General features: G+C 72.1%; 13 protein-coding genes and 1 pseudogene. 4 read left to right on the top strand and 10 right to left on the bottom strand.

The annotated features are described in order from the left end of the window. Positions 1-15 precede the first annotated feature (15 nt). The 3 genes from meaB to G567_RS0119520 are packed head-to-tail and all read right to left on the bottom strand — an operon-like array spanning position 16 to position 5,113. Positions 16-996 (bottom strand): methylmalonyl Co-A mutase-associated GTPase MeaB, encoded by a 981-nt coding sequence (gene meaB, locus G567_RS0119530; RefSeq protein WP_028931310.1) that lies wholly within the window; start codon positions 994-996, stop codon positions 16-18. After that, complete coding sequence (gene scpA, locus G567_RS0119525; RefSeq protein ID WP_028931309.1) at positions 996-3,200, bottom strand: methylmalonyl-CoA mutase; 2,205 nt, start codon at positions 3,198-3,200, stop codon at positions 996-998. The genes meaB and scpA overlap by 1 nt, the downstream gene beginning before the upstream one ends. Further along, on the bottom strand, positions 3,197-5,113 hold the full coding sequence (locus G567_RS0119520) for a methylmalonyl-CoA mutase family protein (protein ID WP_028931308.1): 1,917 nt from the start codon (positions 5,111-5,113) through the stop codon (positions 3,197-3,199). The genes scpA and G567_RS0119520 overlap by 4 nt, the downstream gene beginning before the upstream one ends. Before the next feature lie 951 nt (positions 5,114-6,064). On the opposite strand from G567_RS0119520, the gene G567_RS0119515 reads away from it, so the two are divergent. Together G567_RS0119515 and G567_RS0119510 are read left to right on the top strand one after the other, a co-directional pair. After that, entirely contained in the window at positions 6,065-6,310 is a 246-nt protein-coding gene (locus G567_RS0119515; protein WP_028931307.1) for a type II toxin-antitoxin system Phd/YefM family antitoxin, read from the top strand. Continuing rightward, on the top strand, positions 6,307-6,567 hold the full coding sequence (locus G567_RS0119510) for a Txe/YoeB family addiction module toxin (protein WP_028931306.1): 261 nt from the start codon (positions 6,307-6,309) through the stop codon (positions 6,565-6,567). The genes G567_RS0119515 and G567_RS0119510 overlap by 4 nt, the downstream gene beginning before the upstream one ends. Positions 6,568-6,807: 240 nt before the next feature. Here the strand turns inward: G567_RS0119510 and G567_RS0119505 are convergent, their stop codons facing one another. From G567_RS0119505 to G567_RS29980, 6 genes are all read right to left on the bottom strand, one after another. After that, on the bottom strand, positions 6,808-9,141 hold the full coding sequence (locus G567_RS0119505) for an AAA family ATPase (RefSeq protein WP_028931305.1): 2,334 nt from the start codon (positions 9,139-9,141) through the stop codon (positions 6,808-6,810). Positions 9,142-9,181: 40 nt separating this feature from the next. Beyond that, positions 9,182-10,504, bottom strand: coding sequence for a metallophosphoesterase family protein (locus G567_RS0119500; protein WP_028931304.1), 1,323 nt, complete (start codon positions 10,502-10,504; stop codon positions 9,182-9,184). After that, positions 10,501-10,884, bottom strand: a complete 384-nt coding sequence (locus tag G567_RS0119495; RefSeq protein ID WP_154667165.1) for a hypothetical protein — start codon at positions 10,882-10,884, stop codon at positions 10,501-10,503. The genes G567_RS0119500 and G567_RS0119495 overlap by 4 nt, the downstream gene beginning before the upstream one ends. Positions 10,885-10,925: 41 nt before the next feature. Beyond that, positions 10,926-11,405: a single-stranded DNA-binding protein gene (locus tag G567_RS29985; RefSeq protein ID WP_084796273.1), complete on the bottom strand. Its 480-nt coding sequence runs from the start codon at positions 11,403-11,405 to the stop codon at positions 10,926-10,928. After that, complete coding sequence (locus G567_RS0119485) at positions 11,395-11,838, bottom strand: zinc finger domain-containing protein (RefSeq protein WP_028931302.1); 444 nt, start codon at positions 11,836-11,838, stop codon at positions 11,395-11,397. The genes G567_RS29985 and G567_RS0119485 overlap by 11 nt, the downstream gene beginning before the upstream one ends. A 62-nt stretch (positions 11,839-11,900) precedes the next feature. Then, positions 11,901-12,875, bottom strand: coding sequence for an ATP-binding protein (locus tag G567_RS29980; RefSeq protein WP_211223975.1), 975 nt, complete (start codon positions 12,873-12,875; stop codon positions 11,901-11,903). A 277-nt stretch (positions 12,876-13,152) separates the two neighbouring features. Here G567_RS29980 and G567_RS32310 point away from each other — a divergent pair, with 277 nt between their 5' ends. Beyond that, positions 13,153-13,680: a helix-turn-helix domain-containing protein gene (locus tag G567_RS32310; RefSeq protein ID WP_084796271.1), complete on the top strand. Its 528-nt coding sequence runs from the start codon at positions 13,153-13,155 to the stop codon at positions 13,678-13,680. A gap of 192 nt (positions 13,681-13,872) precedes the next feature. On the opposite strand, the gene G567_RS0119470 is transcribed toward G567_RS32310, so the two are convergent. After that, a complete protein-coding gene (locus tag G567_RS0119470) occupies positions 13,873-14,217 on the bottom strand; it encodes a hypothetical protein (RefSeq protein ID WP_028931301.1) in 345 nt (114 codons plus the stop codon). Positions 14,218-15,275: 1,058 nt separating this feature from the next. Between G567_RS0119470 and G567_RS29970 the strand changes: the two are divergent. Continuing rightward, positions 15,276-15,524 (top strand): annotated as a pseudogene (locus G567_RS29970) (IS1380 family transposase); the annotation flags it as partial.

Below are 15,524 nucleotides of genomic sequence, written 5' to 3'. Positions count from 1 at the left end.
GGCCCAACGCCGGCATCAGCCCAATGTATCGATGATCGTCTGTGCGGCCAGGGTCGGGGTGAGCTGCCCGTCGCGGACGTCGCGCTCCAGCCCGGGCAGCTTCCCGGCCACGCCGGGGTGCGACTGCAGCCGGTCCATGAGCTGGTCGCGGACCATCGCCCACATCCACTCGACCTGTTGGCCGGCCCGCCGGGTCGCGAGCTCCCCGGTCCGCTCGAGGGTGGCCCGGTGCTTCTCGATGCTCGCCCAGACCTCGTCGAGGCCGGCGCCGGTCTGGGCGCTGCAGGTCAGCACCGGCGGCCACCATGACTCGCTGGTCGGGGTCATCAGCCGCAGCGCGGAGCGCAGCTCCCGGGCGGCCGCGCGCGCCTCCTTCTCGTGCGGGCCGTCCGCCTTGTTCACCGCGATGACGTCGGCGAGCTCGAGAATGCCCTTCTTGATCCCCTGCAGCGAGTCGCCGGTGCGCGCGATCGTCAGCATCAGAAAGGTGTCGACCATCGCGGCCACGGTGACCTCGGACTGGCCGACCCCGACGGTCTCGACGAGCACCACGTCGTAGCCCGCGGCCTCCATCAGCACGATCGTCTCGCGGGTCGCCCTGGCGACCCCACCCAGCGTCCCGGCGCTGGGCGACGGGCGGACGAACGCGTTCTCGTCGCATGCCAGCTTCGCCATCCGGGTCTTGTCGCCGAGGATCGAGCCACGGGTGCGGGTCGAGGACGGGTCGACGGCCAGCACCGCGACCGCGTGCCCGGCCCCCGTGAGCCGGGTACCCAGCGCCTCGATGAACGTCGACTTCCCGACGCCCGGCACCCCGCTGATCCCGACCCGCTGGGCGGCCCCGGCGTGCGGCAACAGCTCCATCAGCAGCTGCTGCGCCGCCTGCCGGTGATCGGCCCGGTGCGACTCCACCAGCGTGATCGCGCGGGCCAGCACCGCCCGGTTGCCGTCGAGGACCCCCTTGGCCAACGCCGGGACGTCGATCCGCCGCGCCATCAGTGCTCGGCGTGCAGCGCGGCCGACAGCTTCCCGAGCAGGTCCACGGCCGCCTCGGCGATCACCGTCCCCGGCCCGAAGACAGCCGCGGCCCCCATCTCCAGCAGCTCCGGCACGTCACCCGGCGGGATGACGCCGCCGACGACGACCATGATGTCGGGCCTGCCGAGCCGCGCCAGCTCGTCGCGCAGCTCGGGCACCAGCGTGAGGTGCCCGGCGGCGAGCGAATTCACCCCGACGACGTGCACGTCGGCCTCGACGGCCTGGCGCGCGACCTCGGCGGGGGTCTGGAACAGCGGGCCGACGTCGACGTCGAAGCCGAGATCGGCGAACGCCGTGGCGATCACCTTCTGGCCGCGGTCGTGGCCGTCCTGGCCCATCTTCGCGACGAGGATGCGCGGCTGGCGCCCCTCCTCGGCGGCGAACTCGCTCACGAGCTCGCGGGCGCGGCTGATCACCGGGTTCTTCCCGGCCTCCTGCGAATACACGCCAGAGATGATCCTGATCTGTCCGGAGTGGCGGCCGAAGACCTTCTCCAGCGCGTCGGAGATCTCCCCGACGGTGGCCTTCGCCCGCGCCGCGTCCACGGCCAGCGCCAGCAGGTTCTGGTCGAATCCGCGCCGGGTGCCCTCCGCGGCGGCCGCGGCCGCGTTGGTGAGTGCCGTGAGCGAGGCGTCGACGGCACGGTCGTCGCGCTCGGCGCGCAACCGCTCCAGCTTCTCCAGCTGCTCGCGGCGCACCCCGGCGTTGTCGACCTTGAGCACCTCGAGGTGCTCGTCGGCGTCCCCGTCGCCGACGACGTACTTGTTGACCCCGATCACCGGCTGGCGCCCGGAGTCGATGCGGGCCTGGGTGCGTGCCGCGGCCTCCTCGACGCGCAGCTTCGGGATGCCGGCGTCGATGGCCTGGGCCATCCCGCCGGCCTTCTCGACCTCCTGGATATGTGCCCAGGCGCGGCGGGCCAGGTCGTAGGTCAGCCGCTCGACGTAGTAGCTGCCGCCCCACGGGTCGATGACCTTCGTCGTGCCCGACTCCTGGGCCAGCAGCAGCTGGGTGTTGCGGGCGATCCGCGCGGAGAAGTCCGTCGGCAGCGCGAGCGCCTCGTCGAGCGCGTTGGTGTGCAGCGACTGGGTGTGGCCCTGGGTGGCGGCCATCGCCTCGATGCAGGTGCGCACGACGTTGTTGTAGACGTCCTGGGCGGTGAGCGACCAGCCCGAGGTCTGGCTGTGCGTCCGCAGGGACAGCGACTTCGGGTTCCGCGGGGAGAACTGGTTGACCAGCTTCGACCACAGCAGCCGCGCCGCCCGCAGCTTGGCGACCTCCATGAAGAAGTTCATCCCGATCGCCCAGAAGAAGCTCAGCCGCGGAGCGAACCGGTCGATGTCCAGCCCCGCGCCGATCCCGGCCCGCAGGTACTCCACGCCGTCGGCAAGGGTGTAGGCGAGCTCGAGATCGTTGGTCGCCCCGGCCTCCTGGATGTGGTAGCCCGAGATCGAGATCGAGTTGAACTTGGGCATCCTCTCCGATGTGTAGCCGAAAATATCGGAGATGATCTGCATCGAGGGCCGCGGCGGATAGATGTAGGTGTTGCGGACCATGAACTCCTTGAGGATGTCGTTCTGGATGGTCCCGGCGAGCTGCTCGGGCGCGACCCCCTGCTCCTCGGCCGCCACGATGTAGAGCGCCAGCACCGGCAGCACGGCGCCGTTCATGGTCATCGAGACCGACATGCGGTCCAGCGGGATGCCGTCGAACAGCTGGCGCATGTCGTAGATCGAGTCGATCGCCACGCCCGCCATCCCGACGTCACCGGCCACCCGCGGGTGGTCGGAGTCGTAGCCGCGGTGGGTGGCCAGGTCGAACGCGATCGAAAGGCCCTTCTGGCCGGCGGCGAGGTTACGCCGGTAGAAGGCGTTGGACTCGGCCGCCGTGGAGAACCCGGCGTACTGGCGGATCGTCCAGGGCTGGGTGACGTACATGGTGGGGTACGGCCCGCGCAGGTACGGGGGGATGCCCGGGTAGGTCTGCAGGAAGTCGAGGCCCTCGAGGTCGGACGCGGTGTAGAGCGGCTTGACCGCGATGCCCTCCGGCGACTCCCACGGCTGCGGCGCCGGGGCGCCGGCGAGCGCGGCCGTCCAGTCGGCGGCCTTGTCGGCCTGCGGCTCGGGCTCCAGCGAAACCGTCGTGAAGTCGGGAATCGTCACTTCGCACCCTCCAGAGCGCCGTACACGTCCTCGATCGCGCCCAGCGCGTCACAGCCTGCGTAGAGATATCCGTCGACCCCGGGAACCTCGGCGCGGCCGGCGAGCAGCACGGCCGTCGCCCCGGCCGCGCGCAGGGCCGCCGCGGTGAGCGCGGCGCGCTCGGCGTAGAGGGCGTCGGTGGAACACAGCACCGCAACGGGGGTACCCGCCTCGGTGAAGGCCGCCACCACGTCCTCGGGGGTCTCGGTGGGGCCGGCATCGGGTGCCGCGATGCCGCCCGCCTGTAGCAGGTTGCGGGCGAATCCGGCGCGCGCGGTGTAGGCGGCGAGCGGACCGAGGGTGGCCAGGAACGCCGTCGGCCGGGTCCCGGTCCGGGCCAGGATCTCATCGGATCGGTCCCGGTAGGCCTCGAACGGCTCGGCCAGCCGGAACGTCGGCAGGCCGCCGTGAACTGCTTCGTGGGCCGCGGGCCGCGGGAGCGGGCGACGCGCGACCGGCCGCTCGTCGAGGTCCGGGAACTCGCTGACCCCGGTGAGCGGGACGGTCCGCTTCGCGACCGCCCGCTGCCGCTGCTCGCGCACGGCGGCGACCCGATCGGCGACCAGCCCGGAGTCCAGCGCGGCGACCGCGCCGCCCGCGGCCTCGATCTCCTGGAAGAACGCCCATCCCGCCCTGGCCAGGTCGTCGGTGAGATGCTCGACATACCAGGAGCCGCCGGCCGGGTCGATCACCCTGGCCAGATGCGACTCCTCGATGAGCAGGGCCTGGGTGTTGCGCGCGATGCGCCGGGAGAACGGCTCGGACACCCCGATCGCGGCGTCGAACGGCGCGACGGTCACCGCGTCGGCGCCGCCGACGCCGGCCGCGAACCCGGCCACGGTGCCGCGCAGCAGGTTCACCCACGGATCGCGGCGGCTCTGCATCACCGGCGAGCTGACGGCGTGCTGGGCCTGGCCGGGGCCGTCCGCACCGGAGGCTTCCAGAACGCGACCCCACAGCCGGCGCGCGGCGCGCAGCTTCGCGATCGTCGCGAACTGCTCGCCGGTGGCCGCGTAGCGGAACTCCACCAGCCGGGCGGCCGCGGCGACGTCGAGCCCCGCGGCGGTGAGCGCGCGCAGGTAGGCGACCCCGGCGGCGAGGGAGAAGCCCAGCTCCTGGGCATCGGAGCTGCCGGCGCCGTGCACCGCAAGGGCATCGACGACGATCGCGCGCAGCACCGGGAACCGTTCGGCGACCCGGCGCGCGAGGTCGGCGACCGATTCCACGGCGGGCCCGGAGCCGGTCCGGGCGCGCAGCCCGATCGGATCGAGGCCGAGGTTGCCGCGCAGGCCGGCGGCGGGCGCGTCGCGCTGCGCGGCCAGTGCGAGGAACGCCTCGGCGGCGGCCGGTGCCTGCGCGCCCGCGTCGAGCACGACGGGGGCGAGGTCGAGCAGCACATCGGCGAGCACGGCGGACAGGTCGGCGACGGCGGTGCCGTGTTCCCCGACCGCGAGCCACAGCGAGGTCACGCCGTTCTCCAGGTCGGCCGCGATCGCGTTCCTCGCGGCCTGCGGGTCCGGGTCGGCGTGCCGCTGCCGGACGTCCCAGCCATCCGGGACGGGCCCTCCGGCGCGGGAGCCGCGGACGAACGGGAGCGCCCCCGGGACGCCGATCGGCAGGTTCTCGGCGAGGTCTTGCCCGGTGTAGAGGGGCTGGACCCGGACGCCGTCCGGGGTGCTCCAGCCGATCTTCTCCGCGCCGGCACCGGCGGGGGCGTCGGCGGCGATGCGACCGGTCTTGCGCACGACCCCGTCGACGAGCTCGACCCACTGCTCCCGGGTGGCCGCGGGGAACTCCGCGGCGAGCACCAGCTCGTCCGGTTCGTCCGGGACGGCCCGGTCCAGCGCGTCGGTGTCCACCTGCGGGGTATTCATCCGTGCTCCTCACCGGCCGCCACCGCCTGCACGGCCGCGACGGGCGCCTCTCCTGCATGGTCGCCGCGGGCGGGAGTTGTCCGGCCCGTGGGAATCCTGCCGAGTCTAGGTCGGGCGCCGCACGCCGACACGACCTGTGTCAGGCGGCTCACGCCAGGCGATCATCGGCCGAAACGATCCACCGCACCGCCCCGCCGGACCGGCCTCATCCCCGGAGCGTGTCGACCCGCCGGATCGGACCGAGGGTGCCGACGCGACGCAGCCCGGCCCGCCGCTCGTCGGGCGCACCGAGAAGCTGGCGGCCCTGCGCGCCGAGGCCGCGCGCACGCGCGACGGCACGTGCCGCTGCGTCCTGATCGCCGCCGACGCCGGGGTGGGCAAACCCGTCTCGCCAGGGAGCTGCTCACGGATCCGGGGTGGACCGTGCTGTCGGCCCGCGCCTACCCACTGGGCGTCAGCTCGGCGTTCGGTTTGTGGGCCGCGGCGTTGGAGCGGCACCTGCGGGTGCTGCCGCGCGGTGAGATCGCGGCGCTCTGCGCCGGGTCGGAACGGGCTGCTGCGCCGGCTGCCCTGCCCGCCCTCGACGCCGCTGCGCTGCGGGCACTGGCCGAAGCGGCCCTCGCGGAGCCGCCACCGGGCAGGTTGATGACCTGGTTGCTGGAGGTGTACCAGCCGCATCGGCGCCGCCCGCCGCCGAGCTGGAGCGCTGCGGCCGGTCGGCCTACCTCGCCAGGGCCCGGTACGTGGAGGGGATCGCCGAGACCGACCGGGACCGCGCGCTGCTGCGCCGCGGACGAGGCCCTCGACGCGTTGGCCAAGCTCGGATCGTCGAGTACCAGGTCCGCGTCTCGACCCGGCCGAGCCCGCGTTCGACCCCGACGGTGGGACGCCCTGGCCGACACTGACCCACATCAACTGGTACGATATTTTGTACCACTTGGAGGGGTCACGATGGCGATCACCGCGTCCGAAGCACGCAAGAACCTCTTTCCGCTCATCGAACAGGTCAACAACGACCGTACGCCCGTGGAGATCAACTCTCGCCGCGGCGATGCGGTCTTGATGTCCCGCGCGGACTACGAGGCATTGGAGGAGACCGCGCACCTGCTGCGCTCCCCGGCGAATGCGCGTCGTCTGCTCGAGAGCCTGGCCCAGGCACACCGGGGCGAACGCGACGAGCGTCCACTGACGCGGTGAGGCTGGTCTTCACTCCCCACGGGTGGGAGGACTACCAGCACTGGGTGGCCACCGACCGCGTTACCGTCAAGCGCATCAACCGGCTCATCGAGGACATCCTCCGCGACCCGTTCGAGGGCATCGGCAAGCCCGAGCCTCTGCGCCACGCTTTCGCCGGCAGTTGGTCACGCCGCATCAGCGAGGAACATCGACTGGTCTACCTCGTCGAGGCCGACGACATCGTGATCCTGCAAGCCCATTACCACTACGGCGACTGACCTGCCCCCCGGGCCCCGTCGACCACGCCCGCGGTGAGCGGCCAGCAGGCCGGACGGGATCATGGGACAGCCCCGGGATCGGGACACCCGCACCGGCGCCCTCACCGACCGCTTCCACGTGCTCGCAGCAGCCGACACCGCGACGGTGCGGATCGAGCCGGGGGCCACCTCCACCACCCATGATCAAGGATTGGGCATCGCCGGCCGCGGCAAACGCGGTTCCCGGCTCCCGACCGTCGATCATTCTGGGCGGGGCAGCAGGTCGGCCAGTTCCCCCGGTGTCGGTTCGTCCGGGGCCCCGGACAGGACGCGGGTGCCGGTGGCCTCGTCGGGTTTGCCGAGCCGGACGACGCGATTGGCGATCTCGACGATCTCCGGGCTGTGAGCGATGATCAGCAACGGCCACCCGAGGTCGCGCAGCAGGTCGACGATGGCCTGGCGGGTCTCGTCGTCGTAGGCGGCCGTGATCTCGTCGGCGCTGATCGTTCCGGTGCGGCTGCCGCCGGTGATCTGGGCGGAGATCCCGAGGCAGAAGCACAGGGCGCTGCGGGCCTGTTCCCCACCGGACAACATTCGCAACGGCCGCCGGGTGCCGTCGGCGAGGACGACCTCGGGGGCGAACCGCTCGTCGATGTGGAAGGCGGTGTGCTCGCCGCCGATCTGCCGCAGCAGGTCCGTCGCCGCCTCCGACACGGTGGCCGTGTACTCGGCCAGCAGGTCGCGGCGCAGCCCGGCCAGCATGCGGGCCGCGTGCCGGAGGATCTCCGCCCTGCCCAGCGCGTCCAGCTTGGCCTCGAGCAGCCGCTGCTCGCCGTCGCGGGCCGCCTCCAGCACCCGGCAGCGTTCGGCGAGAACCTCGGCCCTCGTCGCGGCCTCCGCGCACCGGGCGCTGTCGGCCTCCCAGTCCGCACGGGCCGCGGCCAGCGCCGCGGCGGCGTTGTCCAGCTCTTCGACGGTGGTGACGTCGGCCGCCCGGGTGTGGAGCTCGGCGAGCGCGGCCTGAGCCGCCGCGTGGTCGCCGCGCGCCCTGACCAGCCGGGTTCGGAGCTGCTCGGCATAGCGCACCGCACTGACCTCCCGGGCCGCGGCGTCCTCGGCCGCCTCGGCCGCAGCCATGACCCGCGCGCCCTCCCCCGCCACCTGCAGCAGCGTCGCGAGCTCGTCCAGGGTGACCCTCGCCCGCCCGGCGGCGGTGCGCCGCGCCCGGACGGCGTCGCGCACCTCGTCTCGGGCCTGCCGGAGTGCGGTGCGGGCGGCCTCCTGCCGACGGAGCGCGGCCGCGAGCTCCGCGTTCTGTGCGGCCGCGGCGTGGGCGCTGCGGGCCGCCTGGTGACCGTCCGTCTCGCACTGCGCCGCCTGTTCGGCAAGGCCGGTGAGCAACTCGGCCAGGTGGGCGACCTCCTGGCCACAGGTGGGACAGCGGGCCGCGCGCGCGCCGGCGGACCGCAGGGCCTGCACGGCCTGGTTCAGCCGGGTGTACTCACCGCGCAGTCTCCCCACTCGATGCTCGGCATCGGTCTGCGCCCTTCTGGCGGCATCCAGGCGTTCCTCCAGGTCGACGGGCAACCGCTCGAGCTGGCCGCGGGCGTCGCGCAGCCGCCGCCGGGCCTCGGACACCGACGCGGACGCCGACTCCATGGTGTGTCCGGCATGGTCGGCTGCCTGCCGCGCGGTCCGCAGTTCGGCCAGGCGACGGCGGGCGTCCCGGCCGTCGCCGGCCGGGAGGTCCCGGGCCTGCTCGACGAGTTCACGGATGGTCTCGGCGAGACCCGCGACGCGGGTTTCGGCGCGGGCGGCGTCCAGGCGGGCCTGCTCGGCGGCCGACCGCCGGTCGGTGAGCAGGCCGTGGACGGCCTGGGCCGCGGTGAGCGCGCGCCGCGAGGCGTCCGCGCCCGCCTTCGCGGTCGCGAACCGCTGCTGGGCGCCCCGCTCCTCGGCCCGGGCGATCTCCAGTGCCTCCTGGGCGGTCTTCACCTCCTCCGCCGAGCCGGGGAGTGCCTCCGCTGTCGCCGCCGCCTGACCGGCGTCCCGGTGGGCCGCCTCCACCCGGCGCGTCAACGGGGTCAGGCCGGTCTGCTCCTCGAAGACCTGCTGGATCTCGCCGGGAGTTCCCTGGGCGAGGGTCGGCAGCCGGTTCTGCGGGATGAAGAACGCGCCGCTGAAGGCCCGACCGGTGAGCCCACTGATCCCGACCACCTTCTCGGTGAGCTTGGTCGGGGTGATCTGGGGCTGCCGGGCACCGTCGATGAACAGCTCGGCGTAGGCGGTCTCGATGACCCGTCCCTTGGCTGTCTTCTGTCGCAGGCCCCGGACAGCACGGAACGCGGTGCCGCTGACGATGAAGTCCACCGCCGCCTCGCACCGCCGGCCGTCCGCGCCGCGGCGACGCATCTCGGCCTGCCGCAGGCCACCGGGCACCTCGCCGTACAACGCCCAGCGCACCGCCTCGAGGAACGTGCTCTTGCCCGTCCCGATCACGCCGACCAGCGCAGTGATGCCGTCGGGCAACGGCTCGATGACGCCGTGCGTGATCGACCGGATGTTGGTGACCTCGATGCGGGTCAGCAGGATCATCGGGTACGTCCTCGTCGTCGACCCACGTCAGCCCACCCCGTCAGCCCAGCCGGTCCGGCTCGGCGAGCTCGGCTGCGGAGACGGTCTCGTCCGCCCAGATACCGGCCTGCTCGAGGACGGGACCCCGCAGGCGGCGGGGGATCTCGAGCGCCTCGGCGAGGCGGCCGGAACGGCGACGCAGTTCGGCGCCGAAGTCGGTGAACCGCCGGGTGATGTCGCGTCCGGTCCCGCTCTCGCTGACGAGGTCCCCGTTGCTCCGCTGGTCATAGGTGATGTCCCACCAGGCGGCGGCGCGGGTGAGAGTGGCGTACCGGCCCGCTCGGGCGCCGAGGGCCTGCCGTTGCGTGGGGGAGGTGTTGCGGATGACCTGCCGCACGATGGCGCCCCCGTGACCGGTGACGCGGGCGGATTCCGCGTCCTCGAGCGGAGTGCGGCCGATGTTGCCGACGAGGATGTCGTCCAGCTCCGTGGCGGAGAGTCCGGCCGCGTCGATGGCCGGCAGGTCGAACTGGGGCCGCTGCCAGATGGTCCGCAGTTCGATCGCGACGCGGCCGGTGTCGTGGATGGTGACCAGCAGCCAGCCACGGGGACCGGTGTCGTCCGCGAAGCCGCGGGTGAGCGCCGAGCCGGTGTACCACACCTGACCGTGTTCGCCGCTGTCGAAACCGGGAACGGGCCCGGCGCGGTGATAGTGGGACAGCAGCATGGCCTCCCAGCCGCGGTGCGCCCAGTCGACCGGGATCGTCCGTTCCTCGCCATGGGGGTTGACGCACTGGTAGAGGCGTCCGTCAGCGGCAAACACCCCGTGACAGAACAACAGGTTGACCAGGCCGGGCACGGGTCGGGGATCGATGCGGATCCCGTGGTCGGCCAGCGACCGGTCGAGTCCATAGTGCGACACGCAGTGCAGGGCCAGGCCGTCGACGGGAATGTGGATCTCGTAGAGCCCCGGATACGGACCCGTCCCGTCCCCCCGGGCCCGCTTGGGATCCGGATACACGGCGTTCATGCCCAGATGGGGGCGATGCATGATGCTCATGGCCGACAGGTCGCTGCCGCCCCCGGCGCAGTGGTTCCCGGAGTTGGCGACCGCCCAGATCCCCGCCGAAACCCGCAGGTCGTCGGTCCGGTTGGCGACCTCGACATCCCGTGGAACCGGCTTGTTCCAGTGGGTGAGGTCGCCGCCGTCGACGATGCCGTCGACGCGCGCGTCGATCATGTCCTGCATGATCAGACGGTGCGCGACGTGGCCGTCGACGATCCGCTGGTTCCAGGTGGTGGTGGGGTTGAGGCGCATGCTGCGGGCCGCGTAGCCCAGATGCTGACAGCCGCGTACGCCGATCGTGTAGCCGTGGCCCGTCATCTGGACCTTTCGCCGGGGGCCTCGTGAGTGGCCGGCGCCGCCTGCCTCTCCTCCTCACTGCGGTCCATCTCGTCGACGAGACGCGGGACCGGGTCGGTCACCTCGGGGCGGCCGAGGTAGCGCTCGATGAGCAGTCCCTCGACCGTCGCCCACGTGATCTCCGAGGCGGGGCGGACGCCGGCCAGCTCCTCGATCTCATGGCGCAGCCCGGTCAGGGAATCGTCGGTGCAGATCACGCGGAGGTTGCCGGCGGTCACCGGCAACCCGGGGGTGGCGTCGATGGCCGCCCCCATGATCCGGAACAGCCGGAACGCCTTGCGCGCACGGGCGGTGGCCTCATACGGGTTGACCGCGTAGGTCGTGGACGTGCTCGGGCTCATCATCGTCACCTCCTGGTCTTTTCCACCGGCCCGGCCCGGGATCAGAACGGGGTCTTCTCCTCCCTCGGCGGCGCGGCCCTGCGGCCGCCCTCGCCAGGGGAGCCGACTGCCGAGAGCAGGTCGTCGGCGCCGCCGGCAGATCCGGAACCGGGGTCGCGCGCGGGCTTGGCGACCCGTGCGGTCACGTAGCGGAGGCTCGGGCCGACCTCGTCGACCTCCATCTCGCAGACGGTCCGCTTCTCCCCCTTCCTGGTCTCGTAGGACCGCTGCCGGAGCTTGCCCGCGACGATGACCCGCATCCCACGGCGGAGGGACTCGGCCACGTGCTCCGCGGGCTGCCGCCAGATACGGCAGGTGAGGAAGAGGCTCTCGCCGTCCGCCCACTCGTTGGTCCGGGGATCGAAGTGGCGCGGGGTCGATGCGACGCGGAAGTCCGCGACGGTCTGACCACTCGGAGTGCTGCGCAGCTCCGGATCGTCGACCAGGTTACCGACGAGAGTGATGAGCGTCTCACCGTACATGAGGTTCCTCCAATCCCGCCGCGAGGACTCGAGCCGGGTGGACGGGGGTTCGTCGCAAGGGGACGTGGCCGCCGGGCAGGGTGCACGGTTGGCCCGGGCCTGCCCCACACCACGGGCACGACACCCTGCGGGACACCATCGCCGTGACGGCGGCCGGGAGCTCCGTGCGGTAGTGCCAGGGTCCGTCGGGTTCGCAGTCCCCCGGACGACCGGTGCGCCGCTCCTCGCGGATGGCGCGCGCCTCGCCGCGGATATCACCGGCGGTGATGTCGCGCCGCCGGCGGGCCAACCGGATGACGGCGAGCAGCGCGTCGGCGGCGTCCACGTCGGCGAGCAGCTCCCGCCAGATCCCGCCCGGAACGTCCAGTATCCGTACCGGCGAGCCCATTGCGGCCAGCACCGCGGCGAGCTGTGACCGTTCAACCAGAGCCATCGGTCGCTGTCTTCCACGAGACCCGTCGGTGCCCCGGAGCCACGGGGCGGTGACGAGTGAGGTCACGCGGCCTGACCGCGGTGGTCCCGCTGACCCGGCCGCCGCGAACCTGGGCTCGTCTCATTCGGCGACCCCTCGCCGTCCGGCGACCCGTTCCTGTTCTTCGCCTCGGTGCCGTGGTGCACGATCAGCTCACCGAGCGTGACGGATTTGCCCTCGGTGTCCAGGACGGCGGCGTCGAGCCAGGCGCGCCGGCTCACCTCGTCATAGAGGGCGCGCAGCTGGTCGTACGTGGCGTCGGAGGCGGTGGCGGCCGCAACGTAGTCGGACACGGTCGGGGCGGGCACGCCGGCGTTGAGCCAGTCACGGATCTCGTCGGCGAACTGTGCGTCCGGTTTGCGGACCACGCGCCCGGACAGCAGTTCCGCGCGAGACTTCGAGATCACCAGTGTGTTCTCGTGATCGAGGTCGCCGACGATGTCGAACTCGTACTCGATCCCGTCCCGCTGCTCGGGCTTGAGCCCGACCTTGCGCGGTACCTTGCGGCCGCGCTCATCGGTCTCCACGACGTACTCGGTCTTCGCCCGCATCGTGGTGATGACGTGGCCGGGGTAGGCGAGCAGGGCGTCGAGCATCGCCCGCTCCTGGGGACGGGCTTCCCGCCATCCGGCGAAGCTGCCCCCGGTCCCGGAGCGTTTGGCGGCGTTGTCGACCTGTTCGAGGATCCCGCCTGCGCCGGACCAGAAGTGCGAGAACGAGTCGACGATCAGGACGTCGTACCCGGTGTGAGCGGCGACGGCGAGCGCGTCGATCAGCGCGCTCGGCTCGAACGCCGTCAGCTGCAAGGTGTCGAAGGTGAACTTGTCTGCATACTTGGATGCGCTGCCGCGCTCGGTGTCGATGACGGCCACCCGTTCGCCGAGTTCGGTGCCCACGATCAGTGCGGTGTAGGTCTTGCCCGACCCGGTCGGTCCGGTCAGCGCGATGCGCGCCTTGGCCTGTTCCTTGCTGGCGCGGTTGAAGATGAAACTGGTCACGCCCCTTCTCCCATCCGGAGAGTGGTCCGGGTAGGAGCCGAGCGTGGTGGGCGTGATGGCCGCACCGAACCCTCGACCCCGGATTCGTACATGTGTTCGTATCATAGACGGCGAGGGCTAGATAGGGCAAGATAGCGACGCCTGGCTCTGTCTGAATGAAAGCAATCCCTAAATTGGCTAGTAAAACGCCTCAGACATCCCTGTCTAGCCCTAGTATTCGGCGCGCCAGGCCCCTCCGGTGCTAGGCTTGTCCTAAGGCGTACGGCATCATCGACCCATGCGGCCGAGGCATGAGGAAGATCGGGATCCGGGGTTGGACGCCGACCACGATTCAGATCAACAGGACTGGGCGCAGCTCGGTCGGCTCGTGCGAGAACGGCGAGCCGAGCTCGGGTTGACCCAGGCCGAGGTGTACAGCGCCGGCGGCCCCTCCCCCGCCACCCTCTACCTGCTCGAGAGTGGTCACCGCGGCTCCTATCGGCCGCATATCCTGTGTCGGCTCGAGCGAGCCCTGGACTGGGGTGCGGGCAGCATCCGTCGCGTCCTCGCGGGCGGCCGCCCGATTCTCGGCGAGGCCGACGAGACGCTCCCCCCGATCCGCGACGACCGCGTGAGCGTGTCGAACGGTCACGTATGGATGGCGGCTTTCCGCGAGCTGCGCATCGGGCCGCGCGACAAGTTGCTCATCCTGTCCAACCTTCTCGAAGAGACGATCGCCGAGCTCGGCACGGGGGTCGACGAGTCGCCGCTCACCGGCCGGGTCCCGGGCCCCTCGGCCCCGATGTGGGGGATGAGCCGCCGGTAGGACGGGCCGGCTGATCGGGTCCCTGACCGAAGTCCCGACTCGTCCGCGTCACCGACCCGGGCGCGGTGCGTCATCGCCGCAGCCGGCAAACGCACCGGCCCATCGCCCGTGATCAACGGTTGGGAGCCGGGAGCCGCGCCTGCCGCGGCCGGTGGCTCCGAACCGTTGATCACGGGTCGGGCGGGGAGGCGCTCAGGCCGATCCGGCCGGCCTGGCGTCGGCGCCGCGACGAGGGGCCGCCTGCCGCCGGTACGACGACCCCGCCCCCGGCCGAGCCACCGGCCACAGCCGCGTCGGCGGGTGCAGCAGCAGGTAATACACCGCCAGTGCCGCACTGCCCACGACGATCGCGGTGGCGACGACCAGACGTGGCAGATACTCCGGCCGCACGACCGAGAAGCCGTGGAGGAACGGGCCGATCAGCACCGCGTCGTAGGCGAGGAAGCCGAGCAGCTGGCCCCGCGCGTGAACCCAGGTGGGCCTGCGCAGCGCGTACCCGAAATAGACACCCATCCCGACGAACGCGAGCCCGTACATGACCGACGACTCCGCCGCCAGCGGCCAGGGCAGCGCTCCGGGTACCCGCGCCAGCAGCTGCCCGCCTCGGACCCCGCCGCGCGGCCGCGGCCAACGCGATCAACAGGGCGGTCAACCCCGCGCAGGCCAGGGCGAAGCCGAGCGCCCACAGGTGCGTTCCGCGGGCGGCCAGCAGTGCCGCATAGGCGCCCATCCCGCCGTACATCACGCCGAATCCGGCCGCGTAGCCGACCAGTCCGGCGAGTTCCCCGGTCGCCGCGGCCAGCAGCAGCGGCATCGCCGAACCCGCGAGGATCGCCGAGATGAACAGGTGAGACAGCCGCCCGTCCGGCAGCGGCCATAGCATGGTCGTCACCCACGTTGCCTGCCCGGCGAACCCGGCGGCGACGAGCAGGGTTATCAGCCCGGCGACGGCGAGGGCGAGACGCAGCGACGGACTGGTGCGGCGGGCGTTCATGACGCTTCTCCTCTCGTCCGGGTTCTGAGCTCACTCGTCGATCGGCAGGAGCTGGGTCCGGGAGGTGATCTGCTCGACCAGCCGCGGGCCGCCGCCCTTGTGTCGGTTCCGGTGGTCTTCCAGGCGGTGATGCCTGCGTCGTCGACCGGGTCCACGATGACGGTCACCACGAAGCCGGCGGCCGGGGAGAACCCCGATGATCCGGATCGCGCCGGTGCGGCTTTTCGGGTTCGGGTCGCGCAGATCCTCGGCCGTCCCGAAGGACGGCCGCTGCCCCCGCCAAGCACCGGGCCGTCGAGATCGCCTGGTGGTTGCGATCCTCGGCCGTCCCGAAGGACGGCCGCTACCGCACCAGTTCGCCCGTGTCGACCAGCGAACCGATGTTGCGATCCTCGGCCGTCCCGAAGGACGGCCGCTACGGCCCTGCCCTGCTCGGCCAACCGGACAGGCATAAGCCCGGATCCACCGCTGAGCCTCGTGGGCTACGGCGCGCCTGAAAGATCAAATGCCCTCCGAGCGGGAACGATGTCGGTTGCTGAGGCCACCACGTCCGCGCAGGGAAGGCATCTGACGAGTGCGAGCATCTCATGACCTGGCGCGTGTGTCCGTGAGGTTCGACGAACCGAATCTCGTGCCGTCCGCCGGGCTGCTGCCGGCCGCGGTGTTGGCGCAGCGAGTCGGCCTGGCCGGACTCGTGGACCGCCGGTTGACCTTGCAGCGGCACGGCGCGAACAGCGGCACCAAGGCACTGACCGTGATCGGGTCCATGCTCGCCGGCGGCGACAGCATCGACGACACCGAGCTGCTGCGCGCCGGCGCGACCGGGACGCTGTTCGACACCACCCGAGCT

Origin of the sequence: Pseudonocardia asaccharolytica DSM 44247 = NBRC 16224 (assembly GCF_000423625.1) — a bacterium.
Taxonomy (GTDB): Bacteria; Actinomycetota; Actinomycetes; order Mycobacteriales; family Pseudonocardiaceae; genus Pseudonocardia; species Pseudonocardia asaccharolytica.
The sequence above is the reverse complement of the archived record's forward strand: the minus strand, read 5'-3'. Positions and strand labels throughout refer to the sequence as shown.

Bases quoted from the DNA above. Each gene is read 5' to 3' on its own strand.
- meaB (WP_028931310.1), bottom strand. From the start codon at position 996: ATGGCGCGGCGGATCGACGTCCCGGCGTTGGCCAAGGGGGTCCTCGAC.
- G567_RS0119520 (WP_028931308.1), bottom strand. From the start codon at position 5,113: ATGAATACCCCGCAGGTGGACACCGACGCGCTGGACCGGGCCGTCCCG.
- G567_RS0119515 (WP_028931307.1), top strand. From the start codon at position 6,065: ATGGCGATCACCGCGTCCGAAGCACGCAAGAACCTCTTTCCGCTCATC.
- G567_RS0119505 (WP_028931305.1), bottom strand. From the start codon at position 9,141: ATGATCCTGCTGACCCGCATCGAGGTCACCAACATCCGGTCGATCACG.
- G567_RS0119500 (WP_028931304.1), bottom strand. From the start codon at position 10,504: ATGACGGGCCACGGCTACACGATCGGCGTACGCGGCTGTCAGCATCTG.
- G567_RS0119495 (WP_154667165.1), bottom strand. From the start codon at position 10,884: ATGAGCCCGAGCACGTCCACGACCTACGCGGTCAACCCGTATGAGGCC.
- G567_RS29985 (WP_084796273.1), bottom strand. From the start codon at position 11,405: ATGTACGGTGAGACGCTCATCACTCTCGTCGGTAACCTGGTCGACGAT.
- G567_RS0119485 (WP_028931302.1), bottom strand. From the start codon at position 11,838: ATGGCTCTGGTTGAACGGTCACAGCTCGCCGCGGTGCTGGCCGCAATG.
- G567_RS32310 (WP_084796271.1), top strand. From the start codon at position 13,153: ATGCGGCCGAGGCATGAGGAAGATCGGGATCCGGGGTTGGACGCCGAC.
- G567_RS0119470 (WP_028931301.1), bottom strand. From the start codon at position 14,217: ATGTACGGGCTCGCGTTCGTCGGGATGGGTGTCTATTTCGGGTACGCG.